The organism is Planctomycetaceae bacterium, assembly GCA_041398785.1.
In the GTDB taxonomy this organism is placed as follows: Bacteria; Planctomycetota; Planctomycetia; order Planctomycetales; family Planctomycetaceae; genus JAWKUA01.
Genome location: JAWKUA010000002.1, coordinates 215906 through 237165, shown reverse-complemented (window position 1 = coordinate 237165; position 21260 = coordinate 215906). Strand labels below are relative to the sequence as shown.

11 protein-coding genes are annotated in these 21260 nt (G+C 61.1%); 4 read left to right on the top strand and 7 right to left on the bottom strand.

From position 1 onward, the window contains the following. Positions 1-201 precede the first annotated feature (201 nt). From R3C19_03085 to R3C19_03070, 4 genes are all read left to right on the top strand, one after another. Positions 202-2637: a glutamine amidotransferase gene (locus R3C19_03085; GenBank protein MEZ6059327.1), complete on the top strand. Its 2436-nt coding sequence runs from the start codon at positions 202-204 to the stop codon at positions 2635-2637. A gap of 155 nt (positions 2638-2792) precedes the next feature. Continuing rightward, a complete protein-coding gene (locus tag R3C19_03080) occupies positions 2793-3842 on the top strand; it encodes a hypothetical protein (GenBank protein ID MEZ6059326.1) in 1050 nt (349 codons plus the stop codon). 176 nt (positions 3843-4018) lie between these two features. Beyond that, complete coding sequence (locus R3C19_03075) at positions 4019-4672, top strand: zf-TFIIB domain-containing protein (GenBank protein ID MEZ6059325.1); 654 nt, start codon at positions 4019-4021, stop codon at positions 4670-4672. Between the two features lie 177 nt (positions 4673-4849). Then, positions 4850-6259: an HD domain-containing protein gene (locus R3C19_03070; protein ID MEZ6059324.1), complete on the top strand. Its 1410-nt coding sequence runs from the start codon at positions 4850-4852 to the stop codon at positions 6257-6259. A 174-nt stretch (positions 6260-6433) separates the two neighbouring features. Here the strand turns inward: R3C19_03070 and R3C19_03065 are convergent, their stop codons facing one another. The 7 genes from R3C19_03065 to R3C19_03035 form a co-directional block, all read right to left on the bottom strand. Then, positions 6434-7396 carry an SIMPL domain-containing protein gene (locus R3C19_03065; GenBank protein ID MEZ6059323.1) on the bottom strand — a complete coding sequence of 321 codons (963 nt, stop codon included), beginning with the start codon at positions 7394-7396 and terminating at the stop codon, positions 6434-6436. Between the two features lie 220 nt (positions 7397-7616). Then, positions 7617-11153 carry a HEAT repeat domain-containing protein gene (locus tag R3C19_03060; GenBank protein MEZ6059322.1) on the bottom strand — a complete coding sequence of 1179 codons (3537 nt, stop codon included), beginning with the start codon at positions 11151-11153 and terminating at the stop codon, positions 7617-7619. Further along, a complete protein-coding gene (locus R3C19_03055; GenBank protein MEZ6059321.1) occupies positions 11146-12687 on the bottom strand; it encodes a multiheme c-type cytochrome in 1542 nt (513 codons plus the stop codon). The genes R3C19_03060 and R3C19_03055 overlap by 8 nt, the downstream gene beginning before the upstream one ends. 194 nt (positions 12688-12881) lie before the next feature. Further along, positions 12882-13634 carry a DUF4159 domain-containing protein gene (locus tag R3C19_03050; protein ID MEZ6059320.1) on the bottom strand — a complete coding sequence of 251 codons (753 nt, stop codon included), beginning with the start codon at positions 13632-13634 and terminating at the stop codon, positions 12882-12884. Beyond that, positions 13631-16651 carry a DUF4175 family protein gene (locus R3C19_03045; GenBank protein MEZ6059319.1) on the bottom strand — a complete coding sequence of 1007 codons (3021 nt, stop codon included), beginning with the start codon at positions 16649-16651 and terminating at the stop codon, positions 13631-13633. Before R3C19_03045 ends, R3C19_03050 begins: the two co-directional genes overlap by 4 nt. Positions 16652-16694: 43 nt before the next feature. After that, positions 16695-19031, bottom strand: a complete 2337-nt coding sequence (locus R3C19_03040; GenBank protein ID MEZ6059318.1) for a hypothetical protein — start codon at positions 19029-19031, stop codon at positions 16695-16697. Between the two features lie 102 nt (positions 19032-19133). Continuing rightward, positions 19134-21254, bottom strand: a complete 2121-nt coding sequence (locus R3C19_03035; protein MEZ6059317.1) for a BatA and WFA domain-containing protein — start codon at positions 21252-21254, stop codon at positions 19134-19136. Positions 21255-21260 lie beyond the last annotated feature (6 nt).

The following is a 21260-nucleotide window of genomic DNA, read 5'->3' as shown; positions in this document are numbered from 1 at the left end:
TTCGGTACCACATCCTGCGTCCGGCAAGTTGTGCGGCGCAGCTGCCGGGAATCTGCATTGTTCGAACACAAATCAGGAATCGTTCTTCATCAGTGTCAGTACGGCTCCGGAGAGTTTTCAGACCGCTTCGCGGCACAGCTTTCCTGAACGGCAAGCTGTGGTACCCGAAAGAGAAGTTTGTTTTTCATCTCATCTGATTCAATGACTGTGCTTTGCCTCCCAACCTTCGCCGGCCTGGTCATCGGCGACAACAACTGGCTGCTGCCGGCGGTCGCAATCGGTGTCGTCGGTGTGCTGTTGGCACTGTGGGTCAGCCGGCGGCAGTGGCTGGCGCTCAGTGTTGCGACATCGCTGCGAGTCATCGGGTGGCTGTTGATCGTGGCGTGTCTGGTCAACCCGCTGTGGAGCAGTGCTCGTCCCCGCCGCGGAGCAAACGTCTTTGCGGTTCTGGCTGACGTCAGCCGCAGTCAACTGGTGGCGACGGATGCAGACACGACTCGCGCGGATGAGTTCTCTGAATTGCTTGAAGCCGGCGAACGGACCGAACCGAACGGATGGCTGAACCGCATCGATCAGGATTTCGAGCTTCGCCGCTATCTGGTCAGCGAGCGGCTGGAGCGGGTTGATCGGTTCGGGCAGCCGGAATTCAACGGAGCCGCATCCAATCTTCAGACTGCATTGCGGCAGTTGAAGGATCGATTCATCAATCAGCCGCTGGCGGGAACTCTGCTGCTGACTGACGGCAATGCCACCGATTTCGCGGAATCGCTGGATGATCTGCAGGGGCTGCCACCCGTGTTTCCGGTTGTGCCATCGAACGAAAGTTCACGGCCTGACGTCGCTGTCGGCACGGTATCGGTGGCTCAGACGGCTTTCGATGACGCTCCCGTAACGCTGCAGGTTCAGGTCGCGTGCTCAGGGCTGGCGTCCGGGCAGAAAATTCAGGCCACGCTGCTCGACGACCAGGGTCTGCCGCTGGAAACATTGACTCGGGATGCAGGCGATGATTCGCCGCTGCGGTTCCGCGTCCGCCCGGAGGATGCGGGGACCGTGTTTTATCGAGTGAACGCGGAACTGTTGAATTCGGACGGCACCGCTGTTCAGGAAGAAGCGACGACGGTTAACAATCAGCGGCTGGTGGCTGTCGACCGGGGCAGCGACAAGCGGCGAGTACTGTATGTCAGCGGGCGGCCGAACTGGGAATTCAAGTTCTTCCGCCGTGCCACGGAAACGGATCCTCAGGTGGACCTGGTCGGTCTGATTCGGATTGCAAAGAAGGAAGCGAAGTTCGATTTCCGCGGTCGCGAGAACGAGTCGTCCAATTCCCTGCTGCGGGGCTTTGACGAAGCCGAACAGGAAGTGGCTGAAGAATATGACGAACCGGTTCTGGTCCGGCTCGGGACGGAAGACGAAGAAGAACTGCTGAGCGGATTTCCTGAGAAACCGGAAGACCTGTTCAAGTATGACGCCATCATTCTGGACGACATGGAAGCAGGGTTCTTTCTGGCCGATCAGCTTCAGTTGATCTACGAATTCGTCAGCAAACGCGGAGGCGGACTGCTGATGACCGGTGGTCAGGAATCCTTCCGCAACGGCGAATACGATCGCACGCCCGTCGGTGAGATGCTGCCGATTGATCTGCATCGCGAAGGAACGACTCCCGGCGAACCTGTGCGGCTGAGTCTGACGCGTGACGGTTGGCTTCAACCATGGGTGCGACTGCGTTCAGACGAAGCGGCGGAAGAACAGCGACTCGGCGAAATGCCCGGCTTTCACACGCTGAACCCGGCGACGTTCATTCGACCGGGAGCTGTCATCATGGCCACCGTTCACGATTCCAGCGGCGTCGAATGGCCCGCCCTGGTCGTTCAGCGATTCGGGCGGGGACGTTCCGCTGCGCTGTGCATCGGCGACCTCTGGCGGTGGCGGCTTCACGAAGGGCTGCGCCGAATCCGACAGCGCGTCCAGCCCGGTGGTGTCACGTCACCACTCGCTCCCGGATCCGAACCGGAAGAAGACCTTGGCGATTACGCCCGCGCGTGTCGACAGATGATTCGCTTCCTTGTTGCGGATGTGCCGAAGCGGCTGAACGTTTCCGCCGTGAAGGAATCATCGCTAGGGCTGGGGATGTGGAAACTGGTGGCGGACGTGAAGGACCGCGATTTCGAAGACCGGGAAGATGCGACCGTAACATTTCGCGTCACGCGCCCCGGCGGTGAAGAAATGGAACTTGCCGGCGAACCGTCGGTAGAGACGATCGGCCGGTATGAAGTGACCATCAGCGCGCTGGACCCTGGACCCTATGTCGCACAAGTGACGGCGGAACTGATTCACGAAGAGCAACCTGAACCGGAAAAACTGGCTGCGACCATGGGCTGGGCCAGCCAGCCGGATCAGGAAGAGATGGCTTCGGTCGGCGTTGATCGGGCGTTTCTGCAGCGGATCGCGGACGCAACCGGCGGGCGTGTGATCACAACGGATGAACTGCCGTCGTTCGTTGAAGACCTGTCCAGCACGGACGCTCCCATCGTGGAAATCTGGTCGTGGCCGGTCTGGCATCAGTGGTGGGTCTTTGCAGCCGCCGTTTGCTGCTTTATGGCCGACTGGACGATTCGCCGCCGACAGGGGATGCCGTGATGAGAGTCGAGAATCGAAAGTTCACAGTCCAGAGTCCAGAGTTGAGAGTTGAGAGCCGCGCGGGGCGCGGGCTCTGCGGCGAAAGCCCGGCGGCTCCGGCAGCAACTCACGCTAACCGTCGTGCTTGCCAGGGGAGAGGGAACAATCGCGAGTCCGTGTTCGCGACGGCTCAAGCGGCCATCATCGGGTTGTTGCTCGCCCTGTGTTCGCCGATGACGGTCGGTGACGAACTTCGTGACGAACAGGCTCCGACGGAACACCAGCACATCCTTGTCGTTGTCGGAGCGAACGGTACTGCCGAATACGGGGCCGCGTTCCGTGAATGGGCCGATCGCTGGGAAACCGCCGCCGCGGCCGGAGATGCCCGGTACCATGCCATCGGACTTCAGGACGAACCGGATGATCTGCAGCAGTTCAACCGCAAGCTATCGGAATGGTCGACGATCGAGACCACCGAACCGCTCTGGCTGGTATTGATCGGGCATGGCACTTTCGATGGCCGGACAGCTCGCTTCAATCTGGACGGTCCGGATCTTGCCGCCGAAGACCTCGCGGCGCTGCTGGCGACTTCAACCCGGCCGGTCGCGGTGATCGATTGTTCGTCGAGCAGTTCACCATTCATCAATGGAATCAGCGGACCGGGCCGGGCGGTCGTGACAGCCACAAAGGACGGCAACGAGATTCAGTTCGCGCGTTTCGGCGGTTTTCTTTCCGAAGCGATAGCCGGGCTGGACGCAGATGTCGATCGGGACGGCCAAACGTCGCTGCTGGAAGCGTGGCTGTTCGCGTCTCGCAGAACCGCGGAGTTCTATGAGTCCGAAGGCCGCCTGGCGACCGAACACTCATTGCTGGAGGATAGCGGCGACGCGAAGGGATCCCGCGCGGAGCTGTTCGAAGGCGTGCGAGTGAAAGATAACGTGAAGGAACCGGAAAAGGTCGACGGCCGGCTGGCTCGTCGATGGCATCTGGTTCGAAGTTCCGAAGAACGCCTGCTGACCGCGGAAGAACGCCTGCGACGTGACGAACTGGAACAACAACTGGAATCGCTTCGCAGCCGGAAGTCCGAGCTTGCTGATGACGTATACATGGACACGCTGGAATCCATTTTGCTTCCGCTCGCGGTGCTCTATGACCAGGCGTCACAGCGTTCAGCACCGCCGGCATCGCTCGCGCCGGAACATGACGCCGCGAAAGCAGCAAACTGACTGCGGTCGAAAATCGCAGGCTGCGAGACCGATGCCGCCGGTGCCCGGAATCCGTACGATCGTTATGTTCGGAACGCATGTTTCGCGCGTTTGCGACCCGTGGTCCGCCTTGTCGTGGCGGTCGTAAGCTAAGTTTGCCGGAACACCGCTGTCTCCATTTTCCGGTAAGCCGTCCCATGAGCACGTCCCAGCGTTCCACGATTTCCTGTCGCCAGTGCGGCGGCAATGTTGAAGCCGTCCCCGGTCGCGACTACATGCAATGCCGATTCTGTCAGTCTCTGGCATTTCCGCAGGAAAACCCGCTGTCGGTCGACCGCATTACACCACTTTCGGACGACGTCAGCGTGGCCTGTCCGTGCTGCGATGAACCTCTGAAGAAGGGGCAGATCGAAGACCGCAACGTCGCTTACTGTGGCCGTTGCTACGGCATGCTGCTGAAAAACGATGCGTTTGGCACCGTTGTGCGGGAACGCCGTTCACGACGCGAAGGGCTGGAAGGCGAAACGCCGCGACCGATCGAGCCGCGGGAATTCGAACGGCAGCTTCGTTGTCCGAATTGCGACAGGCTGATGGAGGCGCATCCCTACTTCGGCCCCGGTAACGTGGTGATCGATTCCTGCGATCAGTGTCATTTTCTGTGGCTGGACCATGGCGAATTGTCCCGCATCGAACGATCCGCCGGAGGGCGCGAAGTGGCGCCATCCGCGCTGCATGTGACTTCGGAAGGCGAAATCACCACCGTCGCACAGCCGCCTCGCTGTCCGCGAATGGACGCCGAAGAAGCCTCGCCGCTGCAGCTTCTGGCCGATCTGCTGTTCGGCCTGCGGTAGGCAGCCGTCGCACTTTGCAGTCCGTCGGTACGCGACGGCGATGTTCGCGCGACTCAGACGTGCGCGCCGGCGCGGCTTCGGCAGGCATGATCCTCCGCTTCGAATGCCACTGTGCGTTTCGCTATCATCCCTGGCTTTCCCGGCAGAACGGCGTCTTCCAGCGAAGCAGGTTTCCCGATGGTCCGCGACTTCACGACTGAAAGTCTTTCTCACGATCCGATTCACGGCTACATCCCGTTCATCTCGCGAGTCGGCATGCAGGCGGACGAAGCGGCCGAGCAGGACCTGATCGATCATCCGTGGGTGCAGCGGCTGAGACAGATTCATCAGTTGCAGACCGCGTGGTGGGTCTTTCCGTCGGCCGAACACATGCGGTTTCAGCATGTGCTGGGCGTGATGCATCTTGGTTCGGTCACGGCGTCCGCATGGTATGAATCGCTGGTTGACGCCTGCCGCAAGACTCCCTCGAAGGCCTACGTGGAAAGTCTGGTCAGAATCGCGGGACTGCTGCACGACGTTGGTCACGGACCGTTCGGCCACTTCTTCGATGACCACTATCTTGAACAGTTCGATCTGACTCACGAAGACATCGGCGGTCACATCATTGAGCACGAACTGGGCGACATCATTCGCCGCATTCGCCGCAATCCCAATGGCAGGCTGCAGCCGCTGGAAGAGCTTGATCCGCGGCAGGTCGCGTGGCTGATTCGTCGGCCGGCCGGAAAGCCCGAAGACGAAGAGGGCCATCCGGACTGGCTGAAGAAGCTGCGATCGCTGTTCAGTGGAATCTACACGGTCGACAACATGGATTTCGTTCTGCGCGACGCCTACATGTCCGGCTACAACACGAAGGCCTTCGATATTTCACGACTGGTTCACTACAGCTTCTTTACTCAGCAGGGATTGACGATTCATTCGCGAGGGCTGCCGACACTGATAAACTTCATCGAAACACGGGCCAATCTGTTTCGCACGATTTACTTTCACCGCACGGTGCGCGGTATCGACATCGCTCTGGAAGACTACTTTGCCGAAACGATGCAGCGGCTGTTTCCGGGTAATCCGCTGGAACACCTTCGCGAGTATCAGGGACTGACGGAAACGTCGTTTCTGGTGGACGTGACGCGCTGGGCCGACAGCAGTGAGCGGCAGCTTGCTGAACTCGGCGGCCACTGGAAAGCCATCATCAACCGCGACGAAATGTGGCGCATGGCCTGTGAGCGGACGATGCATTTCCACAGCGGTCAGGCCGAAAGCACGACGATTTTTTCTGCGCCCGACCTTGTCGAACAGCGCGTGCGCGAGTTCCTGCCGGCGTCGCTGAAGGACATTCCGATGCGGATCGACGTGGCGAAGCACTACCATCGGCCCAGTGCCCGGCGACCGGCGGGAGGTCAGAACTTCTGGTTCGATCCGGCCAGCGGCAATTCCTTCGAACTGGACGATGATGAGCTGTTTCGCAGCCTGCCCACCAGCTTCATCATTTTCCGCATCTACAGCCGCGACCACGGCCACGACCGGGAACTAAGCGCCGCGCTTGCCAAAGTCGCCGGAGGTTCCGGCGGCGACACGAAAACGAATATGTGAGGGGGAGTTGGGAGTCCAGAGTTGAGAGTTGAGAGTTGTGGGGGATTTTACCAGCCCGGTTCCTTCTGTCTTCGGACTCCTGTCTCCTGTCTCCTGTCTCCTGTCTCCTGTCTCTGGTCTCTGGTCTCTGGTCTCTGGTCTCTGGACTCTCAACTCTCAACTCTCAACTTCCCCTCATTCCTCGATGCCGAAGCCGGCGGTCAGGGTGACGGAAAAGACCAGTTCCGTCGGGTTGCTGCCGATGGCCGTCATCCCTTCTTCTTCGTCCAGTGTGGCTTTTGCCTGTTGCAGTGTCTGGTACAGCGATGACGAATAGCCGTAGCCGCGTCCGGAACTGAAGCTGTCCCAGTCCGGTTCCATGTCGCTGCTTTCACGGACGGAAGCCATCCGGCCGAGTTTCGCGCCGGTGGCTTCGGCGAGTTCTGCGGCCGACGCGGAAGCCTTCTGAAACGCCTCCTTCATCAGCTTGCTGCGTGCGTCCCGGCCGATTGAACCGACGAACATGAACACCGGCTGATCGGGGTTCTCTTCGCCTGATTGTCCGAACATCGCCGCTTCTTCCAGCAGTTCCTGCTCTTCGGGCGACAGTCCGGATCCCGCTTCTCCGTTCAGTTTCGCGTCTTTGATTGCCTGTTGCAGTTCAAAGGACTTCGCCAGCAGATCGACGTCATCATCGCCCTGCAGCATGAAGTCGGCCGTCAATGAGGTCGTGACGGACACCATGGCTGCCATCTCCTGCTCGGAATCCTCCGTCGTCTCCGTGGCTTCGGGAGGGCCGCCGAACGAGCTGCCCATCATGCCTCTCATCTGCATCAGCATTTTTCGGTGAGTGTCGGACGCCGATTCATCGATCTTCAGCCTGCCGGTATTAAGTGAATCGCTGGCGGCTCCCATCACGACAAGCTGTTGTCCGGCGGAGTCCGCCTTTTCCCGGAGTGCTGTTGCCGCTTCCCGCACGGTCTGCGCCTGGGCGCTGAGCGGAATGATCACGCGCATGCGTTCCGGTTTTTGTTTAAGTGTCGCGGTGCCCGTTCCGACAAACGGTTCGCTCGATGCGGAGAACGAGTATTGAGCGGTTGCGACCGGCGCGCCGCAGAACAGCCCCAGAATTGCGATAAGAAGCGTGGTGGGTTTCATGCGACAAGATCTTTCCTGTTGATGTTTTTTCCCGGTTCACATCCTGCCGATCAGGCCGGGTGTGTCGCGCCGGCGTCGAAAGTTGCGAGCGTGGCGATGTTTTTTAGTGAGCGTGTTATCAGTGAGTTTCCGGAAGAATTCCCAAATGCTTATTGGTCCAACTGACGAGTGTGGCAAATTGCGGGCTTCGAATTCGCTACACAACTGCCTGCACTACGATTCATTGTTCCCGCATGTGCCGTCGAAGCACTTCAGCGGTTTGTTCGTCGCGAATTTGCTTTCGCAGCGCCAGCACATCCGGGCCGGTCATCGGGCGGATGGTCCAGTAGAACTCGGCGATGTCCGAATAATACCGAGCGTACTGGTCTGCCTTGAGTTGTTCGTAAATCCTCGCCAGCAGCGGAACATGCTGAGATGAATCCGTTGCCGCGATCGCTCGCACCGCAAGCCGACGCGCTGCCTTGTTGTCCGGTGTTCGCATAAACGCGTCGATTGTTGCCTGAACGTGATCCGGCTGTCCCAGCAACGTCAGCAGGTAGGCCGCTGCTGCCGTTGTGGCGGGATGATCTGCAGTCAGGAACGGTTTCACATGTTCGGCGGCGATGCTGTCCGGAACATGTGCGACAAGTGGTTTCGGAAGCGGCTGGTCAGTACCGCCGTAGCTGTACGAAACTGTGTGCGAATCCGACGATTTCTCCAGCCTCAGCGCTCCACCGATTGTTGCGACTCCTTCCGTGCCGTAGGCCAGATACAGCAATGCCGTTTCGCGGAGCAGATCGTTTTCGTCCGTCCCGGAATTGTTCGATGACAGCACGTCGGCGGCCCGAGCACTGGCGGTAGCGTCGTCCGAATAGACAAGCAGTGCGCTTAGCGCGTCGGCCTGCATGTCGGCCGAAAGCGTGTCGTCGTCCAACTGCGATTCCGCGGACTGTGCAGCCAGTGCTGAATCCACTTTACCCAGCAGGGCCAGTGCGGTCACACGCTGCCAGCGAGTACCTTCCGTCGCCATGTGCGTGTAGGCCGCCTTGATTGACTGAACTTTCGATTCGGGAAGCTGCGACAGTGAATACCATTGCTTCGACGTGTACGTTTGAAGCAGGGGAAACATCAGTTCGGCGGCAAGCTGAGCCGTGGCATCCTGACTCGCCAGCAGATCCCAGATTTTCGAAGCGGCACGGCTGTCGTGGGAATCCGCCAGAGATTCCGCGACCAGCACCAGATCGCTGCGGGCATCCGCCGTCGTCACCAGGCGATCGAATAACCGCAGCTTGTCCGCCAGCAGCAGTCCGGGAAACGCCCGCGCGGCTCCTGCAAGGTGACTTCGTGAATCCGCGAGTTGCAGCAACACGTCAAACGCGGCGGGATGACCAACGACGGACAGGTAGCGTGCCGCGGCGAGCCGTTCTTCGGGATTATCGGCGTTCAGCAGCTCAGCAATCATTGATTCGCGAGCATACAGCCATTCGCCATTGCGGTAGTCCGTTCGTTCCTTTTCCAACAGGGCATCCGTATCGCCCGCGGCGTCACTGATTGTTCGCACCACCGTAGAGCCTTCCAGTTCCTGCTCCAGGGACTGCTCCAGTTCTGCGAGACCTGTCGCCTCCGTTGAGGAAAACAGATCGCCGATCCGGGAACGCACGCGGCTGAGAATTGACACCGGTTCGTCCGTTCCTTCATGGCTGTGGAATTCGAGTCCACCGGGCTCAGGATCGGCGGCGTTGTCCAGTTGCGACGTGATCCGATCCATGGCCAGTTCGAAGATCGCATCAATGGCAGCCATGCGGACATCGGACTCCGGGTCGTTCAGGGCTGCTGTCAATTCGTCGGCTGCTTTCTTCCTTTCAATCCGGATCAGTTGCACGATGGCAGCCGCTCGCACCGACGGCAGTTCGTGATGACAGAACTGGCGCAGCGTCGGTGATGTCATTTCGTGGGAAGAGAAAGTCGCTCCCAGCGCTTCGATCACGGTTGGTGCCAGTTGCGGACGCTGTTCGGCGACGGAGATCATACGGTCCACCGACGCGTGGCTGTTCAGACTGGCCAGCCCTTCGACTGCCTGACCGACGACGTAGCCGTCTTCGTCGTCCAGCAGCGACTGAAACCCCTTTGCCAGCGCCGGTCGCAGCGTGTTGAACTCAGAACTGTTGCGTTCGAGCATCTGGTTGACGCCATCGGCGGCTTCCGCGCGGACTCGCCAGCTTGCGTGTCGAAACAGACCGACCAGAGCCTCCGCGGCGTTTGCACTGGGGACTTCGCGCAGGAATCGGACGGCATGGACCACGATGTCGGGATCCGTTTCGCGCGACGCGTGTTCCGCGATTCTTGAAACCAGTAGCGGAGTGGGTGATTCGGCCAACTGCTTCAGCACGGCCGCTCGAACATTGGGATCGGGGTCGTCCAGTAGTCGAACCAGTGCGCCGCTGGCTGACGTTCCGCTGACTCGCTTCAGGGCTTTCAGGCTCATTTCGCGGATCAGCGGTACCGGATCGCCGAACAGTTCCAGCAGCAGCGATTCGTCCCGGCGAGTCGCTCGTTCGCTCAGTTCTGCGGCCGCGGCGATGCGAGTGTCGTAGTCCATCGCCGCCAGGCGTTCGATTCCGCCGGGCCAGCCCGCGTGAAAATCGGCTGTCGCGACGATTCGATACTTCGCCGCCAGCAGCCGCGAACGTTCGACGTCGGACGTCGCTTCAGCCAGAGCGGCGCGCACCAGCGGCAGCGTGACTGTGCCCATGCGAGCCAGTTGTTCTCGCATCGCCGCGGCACTGGTGGCATCGGCCGTCAGCATGTTGGTCAGCAGCCGCCGGATTTCGATCAACTGTGCGGCGGAAAGCTCTTCGGAGCGATTCGATGCTTCGAAGTTGTGTTCGCCGAGCCAGCCGTCCAGGCGCTGCAGCTTGTCCGCCGACAGCGATGCGGGGATCCACGGGTCGAGGTCGTCGACGGGAGCATTCCACAGCGACAATAGTTCGATACAGGCCAACTGTTCCGACAGATTTCCGTCAGCGAAGGCAGCCACAACGGCGGCGGCGGCTTTCTCCGGGACAGCGGCCAGCCGGCTGATCGAAGCTTCCCGCACGGACGATTCGCGGCTGCGGAAGTCCTTCATCAGGTTGATCACGGCCAGAGCATTCATCGGCCCGCCGGCGGTATCGGCGCCGGTGGCATCGGTGGCTTCGGCGAACTGTGACTGCAGCCAGGCCGCGAGTTCTCCCGCTTCCAGAAATCCCTCACGCGACGCGACCAGTCGGCCATCGGGACTGAGAATTCGCAGTGCCGGAATCGACGACACGGCAAGCTGCGTTGCCGCAGCGGGATCGTCGTCGACATCCAGATGAACGGGGACCCAGTTCTGCAGTTCGTCCTGGACGGCGGACTGTTTCAGTTCTTCTTCGAGCAGTCGGCATGGCCCGCACCAGACGGCGCCGGCGATAACCAGCACGGGAGCCCGCCGTGTGCGGCCCAGTTCCTGAGCGCGGTCGAGAGCATGCAGCCAGGCGATTTCGTGAGTCGCCTCGGAGACTGACGGCATGTCAGAAAGTTGTTCGTCGGCGAATACGCGGGCAGCAATCCCGGTGATGATCAGCGCGATCGTGATGTGACAAATCGCAAACCCGCGCGAGCATTTCCGCGGTGCCGCCGTGACCGAAGTGGACGCAGACGGCAAACCCGCCATCGCAATCGCGCGCTGGTGCGGTGATGAAAGACATTGCGCGAATTGCCTGCGACGTTTCGCCTTCACACAGGAAAGCTCATTCATGCCGGATCCTTTTCCAGTATTCACCGAACTCAAACTCCGGGCTGTTTTCTTCGTCGTGGCATTGCACACACGAACCGACGGCATCAAGCGGTGTGCGGCGATTGCTGTCGGCGACGTGGTCCTTCGACGGGCCGTGGCAGCTTTCGCAGCCGACGTTGACTCGATCGACGCTGTGCTTCATCGAATGGAATCCGCCCGGCAGACCGTAGCCCGTGGTGTGGCACTTCTGACAAAACGGGTCGACGTGTGCTCCATCCTCGTCCTGCAGGCGCTGCCATGCGTGAGCGTGTCCGGTGGCGTCCCAGACGTCGCAGCTTTCGGCGTGACAGTCGCGACAGGATTCCGTTCCGGAGATCCGCTGTGATCGGCCGCTGGCGATTCCTTCCGGGAACGGCGGGGCTTCTGCGGACCTGCCGACGAGGGAGCGAGAGGCTTCCCCCGAGCCGCTACGGCGGGGAAAGTCACGCGGCCCAGGCGGCTTAGCAGGAGCCTCGCCCTCCCGGTTCATTGGCTCGGCAGGAGCCTCGCCCTCCCGATTCAGGTCGCCGTTCAAACTTGCGTGGCCGTTTGAATTCCGGCCGCCATGAGAATTCGCGTCGCTATGCCGATCTCCATCCGTCCCGAACCGCGCCGCGACGAGCCCGCTTTCGTCGGCGGAGAAATCCCGTTCGGCAAGGATCTGTCGGAACGCAGTCAGATTTTGTCTTTGAACCGGGTGATCGGACCACTGCGGCGACATTTCGACAACCTTCGCGGCCGGAGGATCGGAGGCTTTCGCCGGAAAAGTGACTTCCGCCAGAAACTTGCCTTTGTTTGTGGCTGATGTCAGCAGCACGGGACCGATCTGTTCAGGAGCCAGACTCTGCCCCGTCGGGCCGCCGATGATGACGTGGGCTTCGGGCAGCGTTTCGGCAAGCTGTCTCAGTTCGTCGACCGGAAGATAGGCCAGCACGACCAGCCTGTTCTGGTCCGCACCGACGTCATTGACGACAGCCAGAATCGCGTCGGCAGGATCGCTGACCTGCGTGTTGCGATCCGCGAACGAAGGTGAGAGTACTCCGGTGATGAGTATCTTCTGCCCGCCCTGCTCCGCCAGAACGAACGGCGTGGTCAGCAGTTGACCGGCGTGGTCACGGGCATTGGCGGAAATAAACGTGATGCCGGTTTCCTGAGAAAGCTGTTGCAGCACTTCCGCGCCGAACGCGATCTCGGCGGCGCCCAGATTGTGAGCCGCGAGTTCCATTGAGTGTTCGCCCTTCAGGATAGCGCGAAAGCGTTCGAGCTGATACGGCGCGGTGCCGTCGGCCGCTCCACCGACGTCGACCAGTATGACTTCACCGGACTCTCGACGTTCATCCACGTAGCTTCCGCGCCGCAGCAGACCGCCGGACTGATTCGACGTGCAGCCGCACGGCATGATCCACCCGTGAGTATCACCGCTGGCGATGACGGTGACGGGGCGCACCGGTTTGGTCGATGAATCGCCGGACTGTTGTTCGGTCGCCGGGGGATCGCAGCCGAAGATCGTGAGCATCAACACTACGGCGCCGACGATGCGTTGCGCGGCGCCAGCGAAAACGGATTGATGCGGAACTGCATGTTGCGGTAAGCGCAGAGACGTCGTGGCACCGGGATGGATGCAGGCGGTCGACGCGCTCAAGCCCGCATTGCCGTTTGCTGCGTCAGAAACCGCCATCGTTCACGCTCCCCGCGGGTCGCGGCCGAACCTTAAAACAGCAGCGCGTAGGCCAGGATGTTCACGTTCACATCGATGCAGTTGGTGATTTCGTTGCCGCCACAGCAGCAGCAGCCCTGCGCGTGGGCGGTGTCGTTCAGACCATCTTCCGAATAGATCACGGCCAGCCTTCCGTCCAGCGTGACTCCCTCCAGCGGTTTCGGTTCACCGTGTTTCGCTTTCAGAGAATCGATCCGGTGGACCGTATTGAACACAGGATGATCGTAGCTGATCGGAGTCGTCGGCTGATCGGGAAAGATGGCCGTCATCTCGCGCCGGAACGACCGGTTCCATTCCTTCGACGAACATCCCGCCGACGCCAGCAGAAAGCCGCCGCGAGTCAGATACTGTCGCAGGTTTTCCCGTTCGGCATCGGTCAGCGTGAATTCGCCTTCGCCCGTCATGATGACCATCGGATGATTAAAGACTTCGTCGGAACTGAGTTTCACCGCATGAAACCGGCGACTGGTGGAGATTGCCGAATCCTGTTCGGCGGCTGCCAGAAAGTGGTCGGAAAAACACTGGCTGCTTTTCACTCCGGCATAGATCAGGTTGGCCACCTGAACCACGCTGTCGGCTTCACCGCCGACCTGCTGCGGATCGGGGACCGTCGGCGCGTTGTCGCCGGGAATCGCAGCGACGGCGGGCGCCGTGTCTTTCGCACGAAGAGTTGCGGGCAGGATCTGGCACAGCATGACCGCCGGAATAACGAACACTGCCGATCGTTGTGGTAACTTGATGATCATTGTTCCAGTTCCTCCGCGAGTTGTTGCAGGTACCTGCCCGCCTGGCGGCGGTATTGAATGGGAACACCCCAGTCCGCTCCGCCGAACGCCGGGTTTGTCTGACTGGCCGTGAAGCCGGTGCCGGATTCGTTCTGTCCCGAGGCAAACGGGCTGCTGAAGATTCCTGCGGCCATGTCGCTTTCCGAGCCGCCCGATGACGAACTGCTCGGATCCAGCACCGGCAGGCCGCCGTACATGCCGACATTGTTCATCGTCGCCATATTCGTACTGTAACCTCCGCTGCCGGCCTGACCCATACCCGAGCCGCTCATTCCATTGCCCATGCCGGGAACAAGCTGATTCAGTGTCTGCGCCATGCTGCTGCCCAGACTCGGGTTGAACTGCGGAAGCGATTCACCGGCCGCTCCGCCCATCGCCTGGCACTGACCGAGAAACTGCTCAAGCAACTGCGCCGCGTTTTCGGAATGGAAGTGTCCGTTGCCGCCGTTGAATTCCGTCAGGGAACTTTCGGCGTCGGCCATTTCGGTGGTGGCCTGGCTGTCTCGCACGGCCTGAGCAAATTCCAGCGCGGACTGTCGCAGCTTGTCCAGCTTCGGATCGTCGGGAAGGCTGTTGGCGTTTTCCTCGATGCGGTCCAGCAAATCGCTGAGCTGTTCGCGGACGCGATGCTGTTCTTCTTCCAGTTCCCGCATCCGTGCGCGTTCGGCCGGGTCGCTGGCTTCGTCGGAGTTTTTCAAAGAATTCAGCCGGTCGGCAAGCTCCCGCTGTTTCAGGACCAGTTGCGTGAATTCCGCTTCGTTCTGCTTCAGCGGCAGCACCTGCGCAAGCTGCTGCAGCGGCTGCATAGCTTCGTCCTGATGTCGCTGCTGTTCCCGCTGCAGCGCGTCCATCATCTGCTGAAGCTGTTCGGCGGCCTGCTGAGGATTGAAGTTCGGGTTGGCCGACATGCCGGCCGCCTGTTCGGCGAGTTCGCGAAGGCGCTCGGCCATTTCCTGAAGCTGCGGAGCAAGCTGCTTGTCGAGTTCCAGCGGCAGTGGTTTGTCGCCAAGTTGCTGGATGGCTTCGGCTTCCTGCTGCATTTGTTCGGCAAGCTGCTGCAGTTCTTGTCGGAGTTCTTCGGTCGGCGGAGAATCGGGATCCGCAGCCTGAGCGGCTTCAAGCTGTTCCCTCACCTGCCGCATTTCGTCGGCCAGACGTTCCAGCCGGCGCTGAGCCTGCTGGTAGCGCGACATCATCATTTCCATGCCGGCCTTCTGCTGCTGGACGCGCTCCAGGTCTTCCTGTGAAATGATGCGCACCGTGACGATACCGGATTCAGAACCCTTTCCAATCGGAGCATCCGGGCCGTTCGGATCGTTGTCTTCGACTCGCGCGAAGAGTTTGATTTCGTCACCGGGCTGCAGTCCGTATTCGGCCAGAGGCAGCATGGTCGACGTCTGGAATCGACGCGGCGTGCCTTCCGGTGTCGGCAGATCCATCGGCAGGTGACGCGAATCGTTCAGGCTGCGGAAAAGCTGACATCGCCGCAATCCGTAGTCATCTTCGGCCGCGACCTGGACCGGCAGCATTGCGGTGGGAGTCGCAAACGAGACGGCACGAGGCTGCAGCAAGCGAACGATCGGCGACTGGTCCTGCAGCAGACGCACGGGAACAGAAAACGCTTCTGCAGACTGCTGTCCGGCTTCGTCAATCACAGTCAGGTCGACTCGACCATTGTCGGTGATCACAAAGCTGCCGGTGACGCTGTGCGTTTCGGCATAACCGGACTGTGATCCCGTTGAAAGTATTTCAGCGGGATCGGAGTTCGGAAGCAGCGCACCTTCTGGCAGCATCCTGACCAAAGTTGATGTGCCGGCGTCGCTGATAATGTCCAGCAAGCCGCCGGTCAGCGGACGATTGCTGGTCGCGGTGAATGTCACTTCTGTTCCCGGCAGCCCTTCAATTCCCTGAGTCGGCACGGAGCCTCGAAACGGTGCCATCCCGGTGTACAGCGGCGAGATCACTTCGACTCGCACGTCGCTGATCTCCGGAACCGTAATCACGTCAACGCGAAACGCCGCACTGCGCGCCCGGCGGACTCGAACGAAGTATTCGAACGGTTCCGTGATGTTGGCGATCGAAGCGTGCCAGGCACCGGACGATTCCGGAAACATCGGCAGAACATCCAGCGGTTCGATATCGTCGAGACTTCCGGAACGCAGACCGGACGGAGGTACCAGCACCAGGTCAAGCTGCTCAACCGATGGACCTGCCACAGTCGCTTCGATTTCGAGACTTTCGCCGTAGCGGACACTGGCGAATTCCGGCGTCACGTCGAAGCCGTATTGTGACCAGGCGGGATGATCGCCGTACGGATTGAAGAACCGCTTGATTTCCGTCCACGCCATTCGCGGTCCGATAATGACCGCAAGAAACAACACAAACGCGGCGCCACACGCGGCCGCGACAGCCTTCAGCAGCGGCGACACAGGGACAACCGCGTCGTGCAAAACGCCGTCCGCCAGCAGCGCTGCTCTGCGAACGGCGATGTCAGCAAGCTGAGACGTCAGCGCTGCTGTTCCCGCGAGACGCAGCTCTGCATCCGCTGTCGTTTTTTGGGGCCGTGGCTGATTCGGACGCCTGCCGGATGGCAAAGGTCGCGAGGCCAAATCCAGCCCCGATTGAATTTGACCTCCCGACCGGACAATGGAATCCAACTGCCGAGCCAGCACACTGTCTGCGCTGGACGCTTTCGCTTTTCGGTAATTTCCGACGATCACGACAATCAGCGTCGCGCAGGCTGCCAGCCAGGCGGTGACTCGCAGCGACGGAGGCAGATTCAGCACCAGGTCGATCCACACCCACGCAAGCAGCATTCCCAGAAACGCCACCATGCCCCAGCACAGTCCGGACGTACCGCCGATCATCAATCGTTTGCGTCGCAGATCTTCGATTCGTCCGCGCAGGTGAGCTGCCGCCGTCGCACCGCTCATGCGAAGCCACGATCGGGAAAGCACGGCAGCGGAGACTGGTGCCATGCGCCGTGACTCTGGACTTTCGATACTCATTTGATGACCTTCGCTAGACCAGTCCGGTGCGCCGGCGCAGTCCCCACGTCACAGTCCATAGTACCAACACGCCCGTCAGAACCCACCACCGATCCCAGGCGGTCGTTCGCTGATATTGTATCGACCGGCTTTTTGAGATGTGTTCTTCGAATGCATCGCCGATCGATGACGGATCGCCGGTGTCGATGATGTCTCCGCCGCTGATTTCGGCGATGCGCTGCATCAGGTCCGGGCGAGCCGACACTTCCAGTTGTTCCCGCAGGTCGGGCCGCACGTCGAAGTGAACGGACTTTGTCACGGACTCACCGCGTTCGTCCACAACCAGCCGGCTTTCATAGTGGCCGGTCGGAAGCACTCCCAGAAACACCTGGTAGACTCCCAGTTCTTCGCCGACAGGCAGCGGCGTGACGGTCTGCAGCAGGTTGCCGTTCGCGTCGAACAGTTCGACGGGCGGCAGGTTGTCGCGGTCAAGTTCCGGTCGACGCAGCACGACGGCCGAAACGGATTCTCCTTCCGTAAAGCTGACGCGGTCCATCTGCAGAGCCACATCTTCGCCGGGCAGCAGGCCGCCGCTGGAAATCAGCCATCGCAGCAGACTTTGCCACAGCGTGCCGTAGGCGGAATCCATCTCGCGGTATTCCGGCGGTAGAAACGCCCAGCGCCACATACCGGAACCTTCGACCACGACAACTCTGCCCGTGCCGTACGGCTGATAGGTCAGCACGGGAGCCGTGGCTTCGTCCGAACCTCCTCCGCGACCGAGCACGACTGCCAGCGGCTTCAAAGAATCAGTAGCGGCCGAAGCGGCCAGTGACGGAAGCTTGCTGAGCCCTTCCGAGCCGCCGATTCGCAGCCAGCTCAAGTCGTCACCGCGTTCGGTGACCTGGATGCGGAAGCGGGATTCACTGGATGACGAGTCGCGTCCGGCGGCCCACCGCACCGGCAGCAGTCTGCCGAGTTTCTGATCCGGCTCGGCGACCGGTGAGCCGCGGTAACACACCAGCGAACCTCCGTGGCGAGCGATCCAGTCGCGAATGTTCTCAACGGCTGCTTCGTTCAGATACGACTCCGCTTCTCGGCCCAGCAGCAGGATCTGGTATTCACGAAGTTTGTCGGCGTCGCGCAGAAAGGATTTTGCGTCATCCAAAAACTCAACGTCTTCCGTGCGTTGAAACTTCAGCGGCTGATCTCCGACTTCGGAATCGCCGTCTGCGACTTGAGCTTCGTCGTTTTGACCGTCCGCTGTGTTCGTTCGTTCGCCGACCGAGTCCACCAACTGCAGCTTTCGCCACAGAAATCGTTCGCTTGAGATTCGTACCAGGCAGTCGACTTCCAGCGACGGATCGTCGGTCAGCATTCGCAGCAGGAATTTGGCGTCCCAGTACGGTTTCCCTTCCAGTACCAGCGCCCTGACCGGTTCGTCGACGACTCGCACCTGAAGCGTCGTTGCGTTGTTGGCCGGCGTCGCTTCGCCGGGCAGGGTTTCGGCTCGGACCTGATACTGAAACAGGCCGGTTTCCGGCGGCGTCACGAGGAACGAAGCCTGAGCCGAGCCGTTCGGTTTCAGCGGTGCCTCAGTCGTGGACGTTTCACCGTTCGGATCGGTCAGTGTCACGCTGACTCGATCGCCGATCCGTCCGTGCTGTTTCAGTTCCACCGAAATCGGTACCGACTGGCCGACGAAGGCCAGCTCCTGCGAACGGGGAACACGAACCTCCAGATCGTCGACCTGCACGTTTCCGCCGAGCGTTTTTGTGTAGACAGGAGCGTCCCACGCCTTTGCGGTTTCGGCAGCTTCGAGTGTCCGGCTGACGCTGCCGCCGGCGTTGTGGATTCCGTCGCTGATCAGCAGCACCGCCTGTCCCTGCGGCCGGTCACCGACCAGCGAATCCAGCAGCGCAGTCGCCAGGTCGGTTGCGGTTCCGGCGGGCTCTGCTTCCGAGACCTGTTCGACACTGACCGGACGGATTTCTTCAGCGAACGTGTGAATGCGCACGTCGAACTTTTCCGCCAGGGTCTCCGCGACATCTTCAACGTCAGCAACCGCTGCCTGAAATCGAGTCGCCTGCCTGTCTGCGTCGACGGTTGCCATGCTGCCGGATTCGTCAACCAGAATCGTCAGCAGTGGCTTGCCGGCCGGTGGCGGCAGCGGACGCAGCCAGATGGGATTCAGCAAGACCAGCAACACGCAACCGATGCCGGCTGCTGTCAGAATGAGAATGCCGCTCCACGTCCGGCGGCTGCACGATTGCGGTCGGCTTGTCGCATACCACCCCCACAAAGCCACAGCCAGCACAGCCAGCGTGACCCAGGCGATGGGGGGAAGTAGTGGTTCAAAAGTCAGCGACATCCGGGCAGTCCAGGACATTCGCGTCCCCGCGCGACGTGTGCCGGTGAGGTGGCAGGATCAGTAGCGTCGACTCGTTCGATGCCGGAGCTCTGGAACGAGTCGTCATGTTTGAAAAACCTTCAGCGTCAGGATCTCCATCAGCACGCAGCCCACGCACAGTGCTGCCAGCCAGACCCAGGTGTCATCCTGAGAATCAGTGTCGGCGATTGAACCGTCGGCGTACGTCAGCGTGCGCCCTCCGGACAGGCGGCCTTCGAATACGTCGGCGGACAACGAGCGCAGGTCCGCTTCTTCGACGGGAACGGAAGTCACTGCGGCCGCCACAGTGCGGCCATGCAACCGGACTTCGTAGACGCCGACCGGCCCGGCGCTGGTGATTTCCCAGACGATCCCGGCGGGCACCGGTGAAAACGTGCCCTTCGCGGATTCCGGCAAGTCAGCGGTTGGCCCGACGACGGTCAGTGCGTCGATGTTTTCTTCGCCGATCGGAAGCTGCAGCGCGAGCGGTTCGCCGCAGGGGAATGCGGCCGGAGTCGCGGCGGACATTCCCAGATCCTGCGAAATCAATTCCCCCAGCAGCGGCACCAGCACGGGCGTGCGAGCAAGATTCGACCGATCCAGGTCCGCATTCATCACGGCCAGCCGGCCGCGTCCCACGGATGTCACGGTCAGGAACGCCGACTGATCATTCAGCGTTGCTCGAACGTCATCCTGCAATCCTTCGGACGTCGATCGCGTGACGAGACCACCGCTGAATTCCAGCGACCCGATCGCTGACGCGAGTTCATCGCCGAAAATCGCAAACGGCGAACGTCGCCGATCGACGTCCGTCAGAAACCGCCGGACTCCGCTTCGCGAACCGGGCTGCGGCAGATACTCGACCGGCATCCGCACGGACGACCCCAGCGCGCCGGTGAGATCTCTCAGGTTCGCGGCGTCGAGCTGATCGGCGGCGATGTACAGCACGCTGTGACCTCGCTGAAGCATGGCCGTCAGCACTGTGATTGAATCGCCGGTCAGGCGTCCGGGCCGGGCCGCCACGACAACCTCCGCCTGCCGCAGCAGTTCAACGTCCGGGTCGGCTGCGTCGACCGTAAACACGGCATCCGTCGTTCCGCCCGTGGTTGTGCTGCCGGTAACGGTTGAAGACAACGCTCGTTTGACGAAGTAGGCCGTCGTTCCGGCGCGGTCGGTGTCGTCTCGAGTCAGCACTGCAATCTTTGGCTGAGGAAAGGCCTGAATCGCGACGGGAATGGCGTCGTCGGCCGGCAGGGCGTCATCCGCCGACATGAGTCTTGCGGAACCGATGTGCCAGCCGTCCGACGCGATCGGAACCCGTCCGCCGATTGAGGTCTGAGTTTTCGCCGGACAGTGGCCTTCGAACGGAATCACGACGTTGCCCAACGTGACTTCCACTCGTGCGTGCCGCGGCGTGTCGGAGTAGTTGCCGATTCGAACGGACACGTCAGCGTCGTGGCCGGCTTCGGCACGACCGGCGACCGTCAGATCCAGAACGGCCAGATTCGGCGCGTCGTCACTGGATGCGACGGACTGCAGTTCGACCTGGCACGATTCGGGCAGAACGGAAAAGTCGGCGGTTGCCCAGTTGGAACGCTGGAAGTCACTGACGATGACCAGCTCGATCCGCGAATCCGCATCGGTCTGGTCGAACATTTCGGCGATGTGATTCAGAGCCTGCTGAACTCGCAGCCGTTCGGGCCGGACCGCAGCGTCGGACAGCGCGTCGCGGAGTGCTCCCAGATTCGTGGTCGGTCCGTCGAACACCGGCTGAGGACTCGCTGCGGACAGAAGCAGATTGGCTTTCATCGATGGCTGATACTTCAGCAGATTGGAAACGATTGGCCGAGCCCGCTCGAAGCGCACGATGCCGCCGTCGCGAGCCGCCATGCTCTGGCTGCAGTCCAGCAGCACAATCCGAGTCACGTTCGCAGTAGCAGTATCGGTTGCCGATGCCGTCGCCTGCCGATGCAGCAGCGGACGGGCAATCGCAAATGCCAGCAGCAGAATTGCGGCCGTGCGAAACATCAGAACCAGCAGATCACGAAGGCGGTATCGAGCTCGCCGCTGCTGGACGGCTCCCCGAATGAATCGCAGCGTCGAAACCGGCAGGCGCACCGGCTTCGGCTTTGTCAGCCAGTGGACGATCACCGGCGCGGCGGCCGCGGTCAGTCCGATCAGGATGGCCCACGAGTTGGCGAACATCAGACG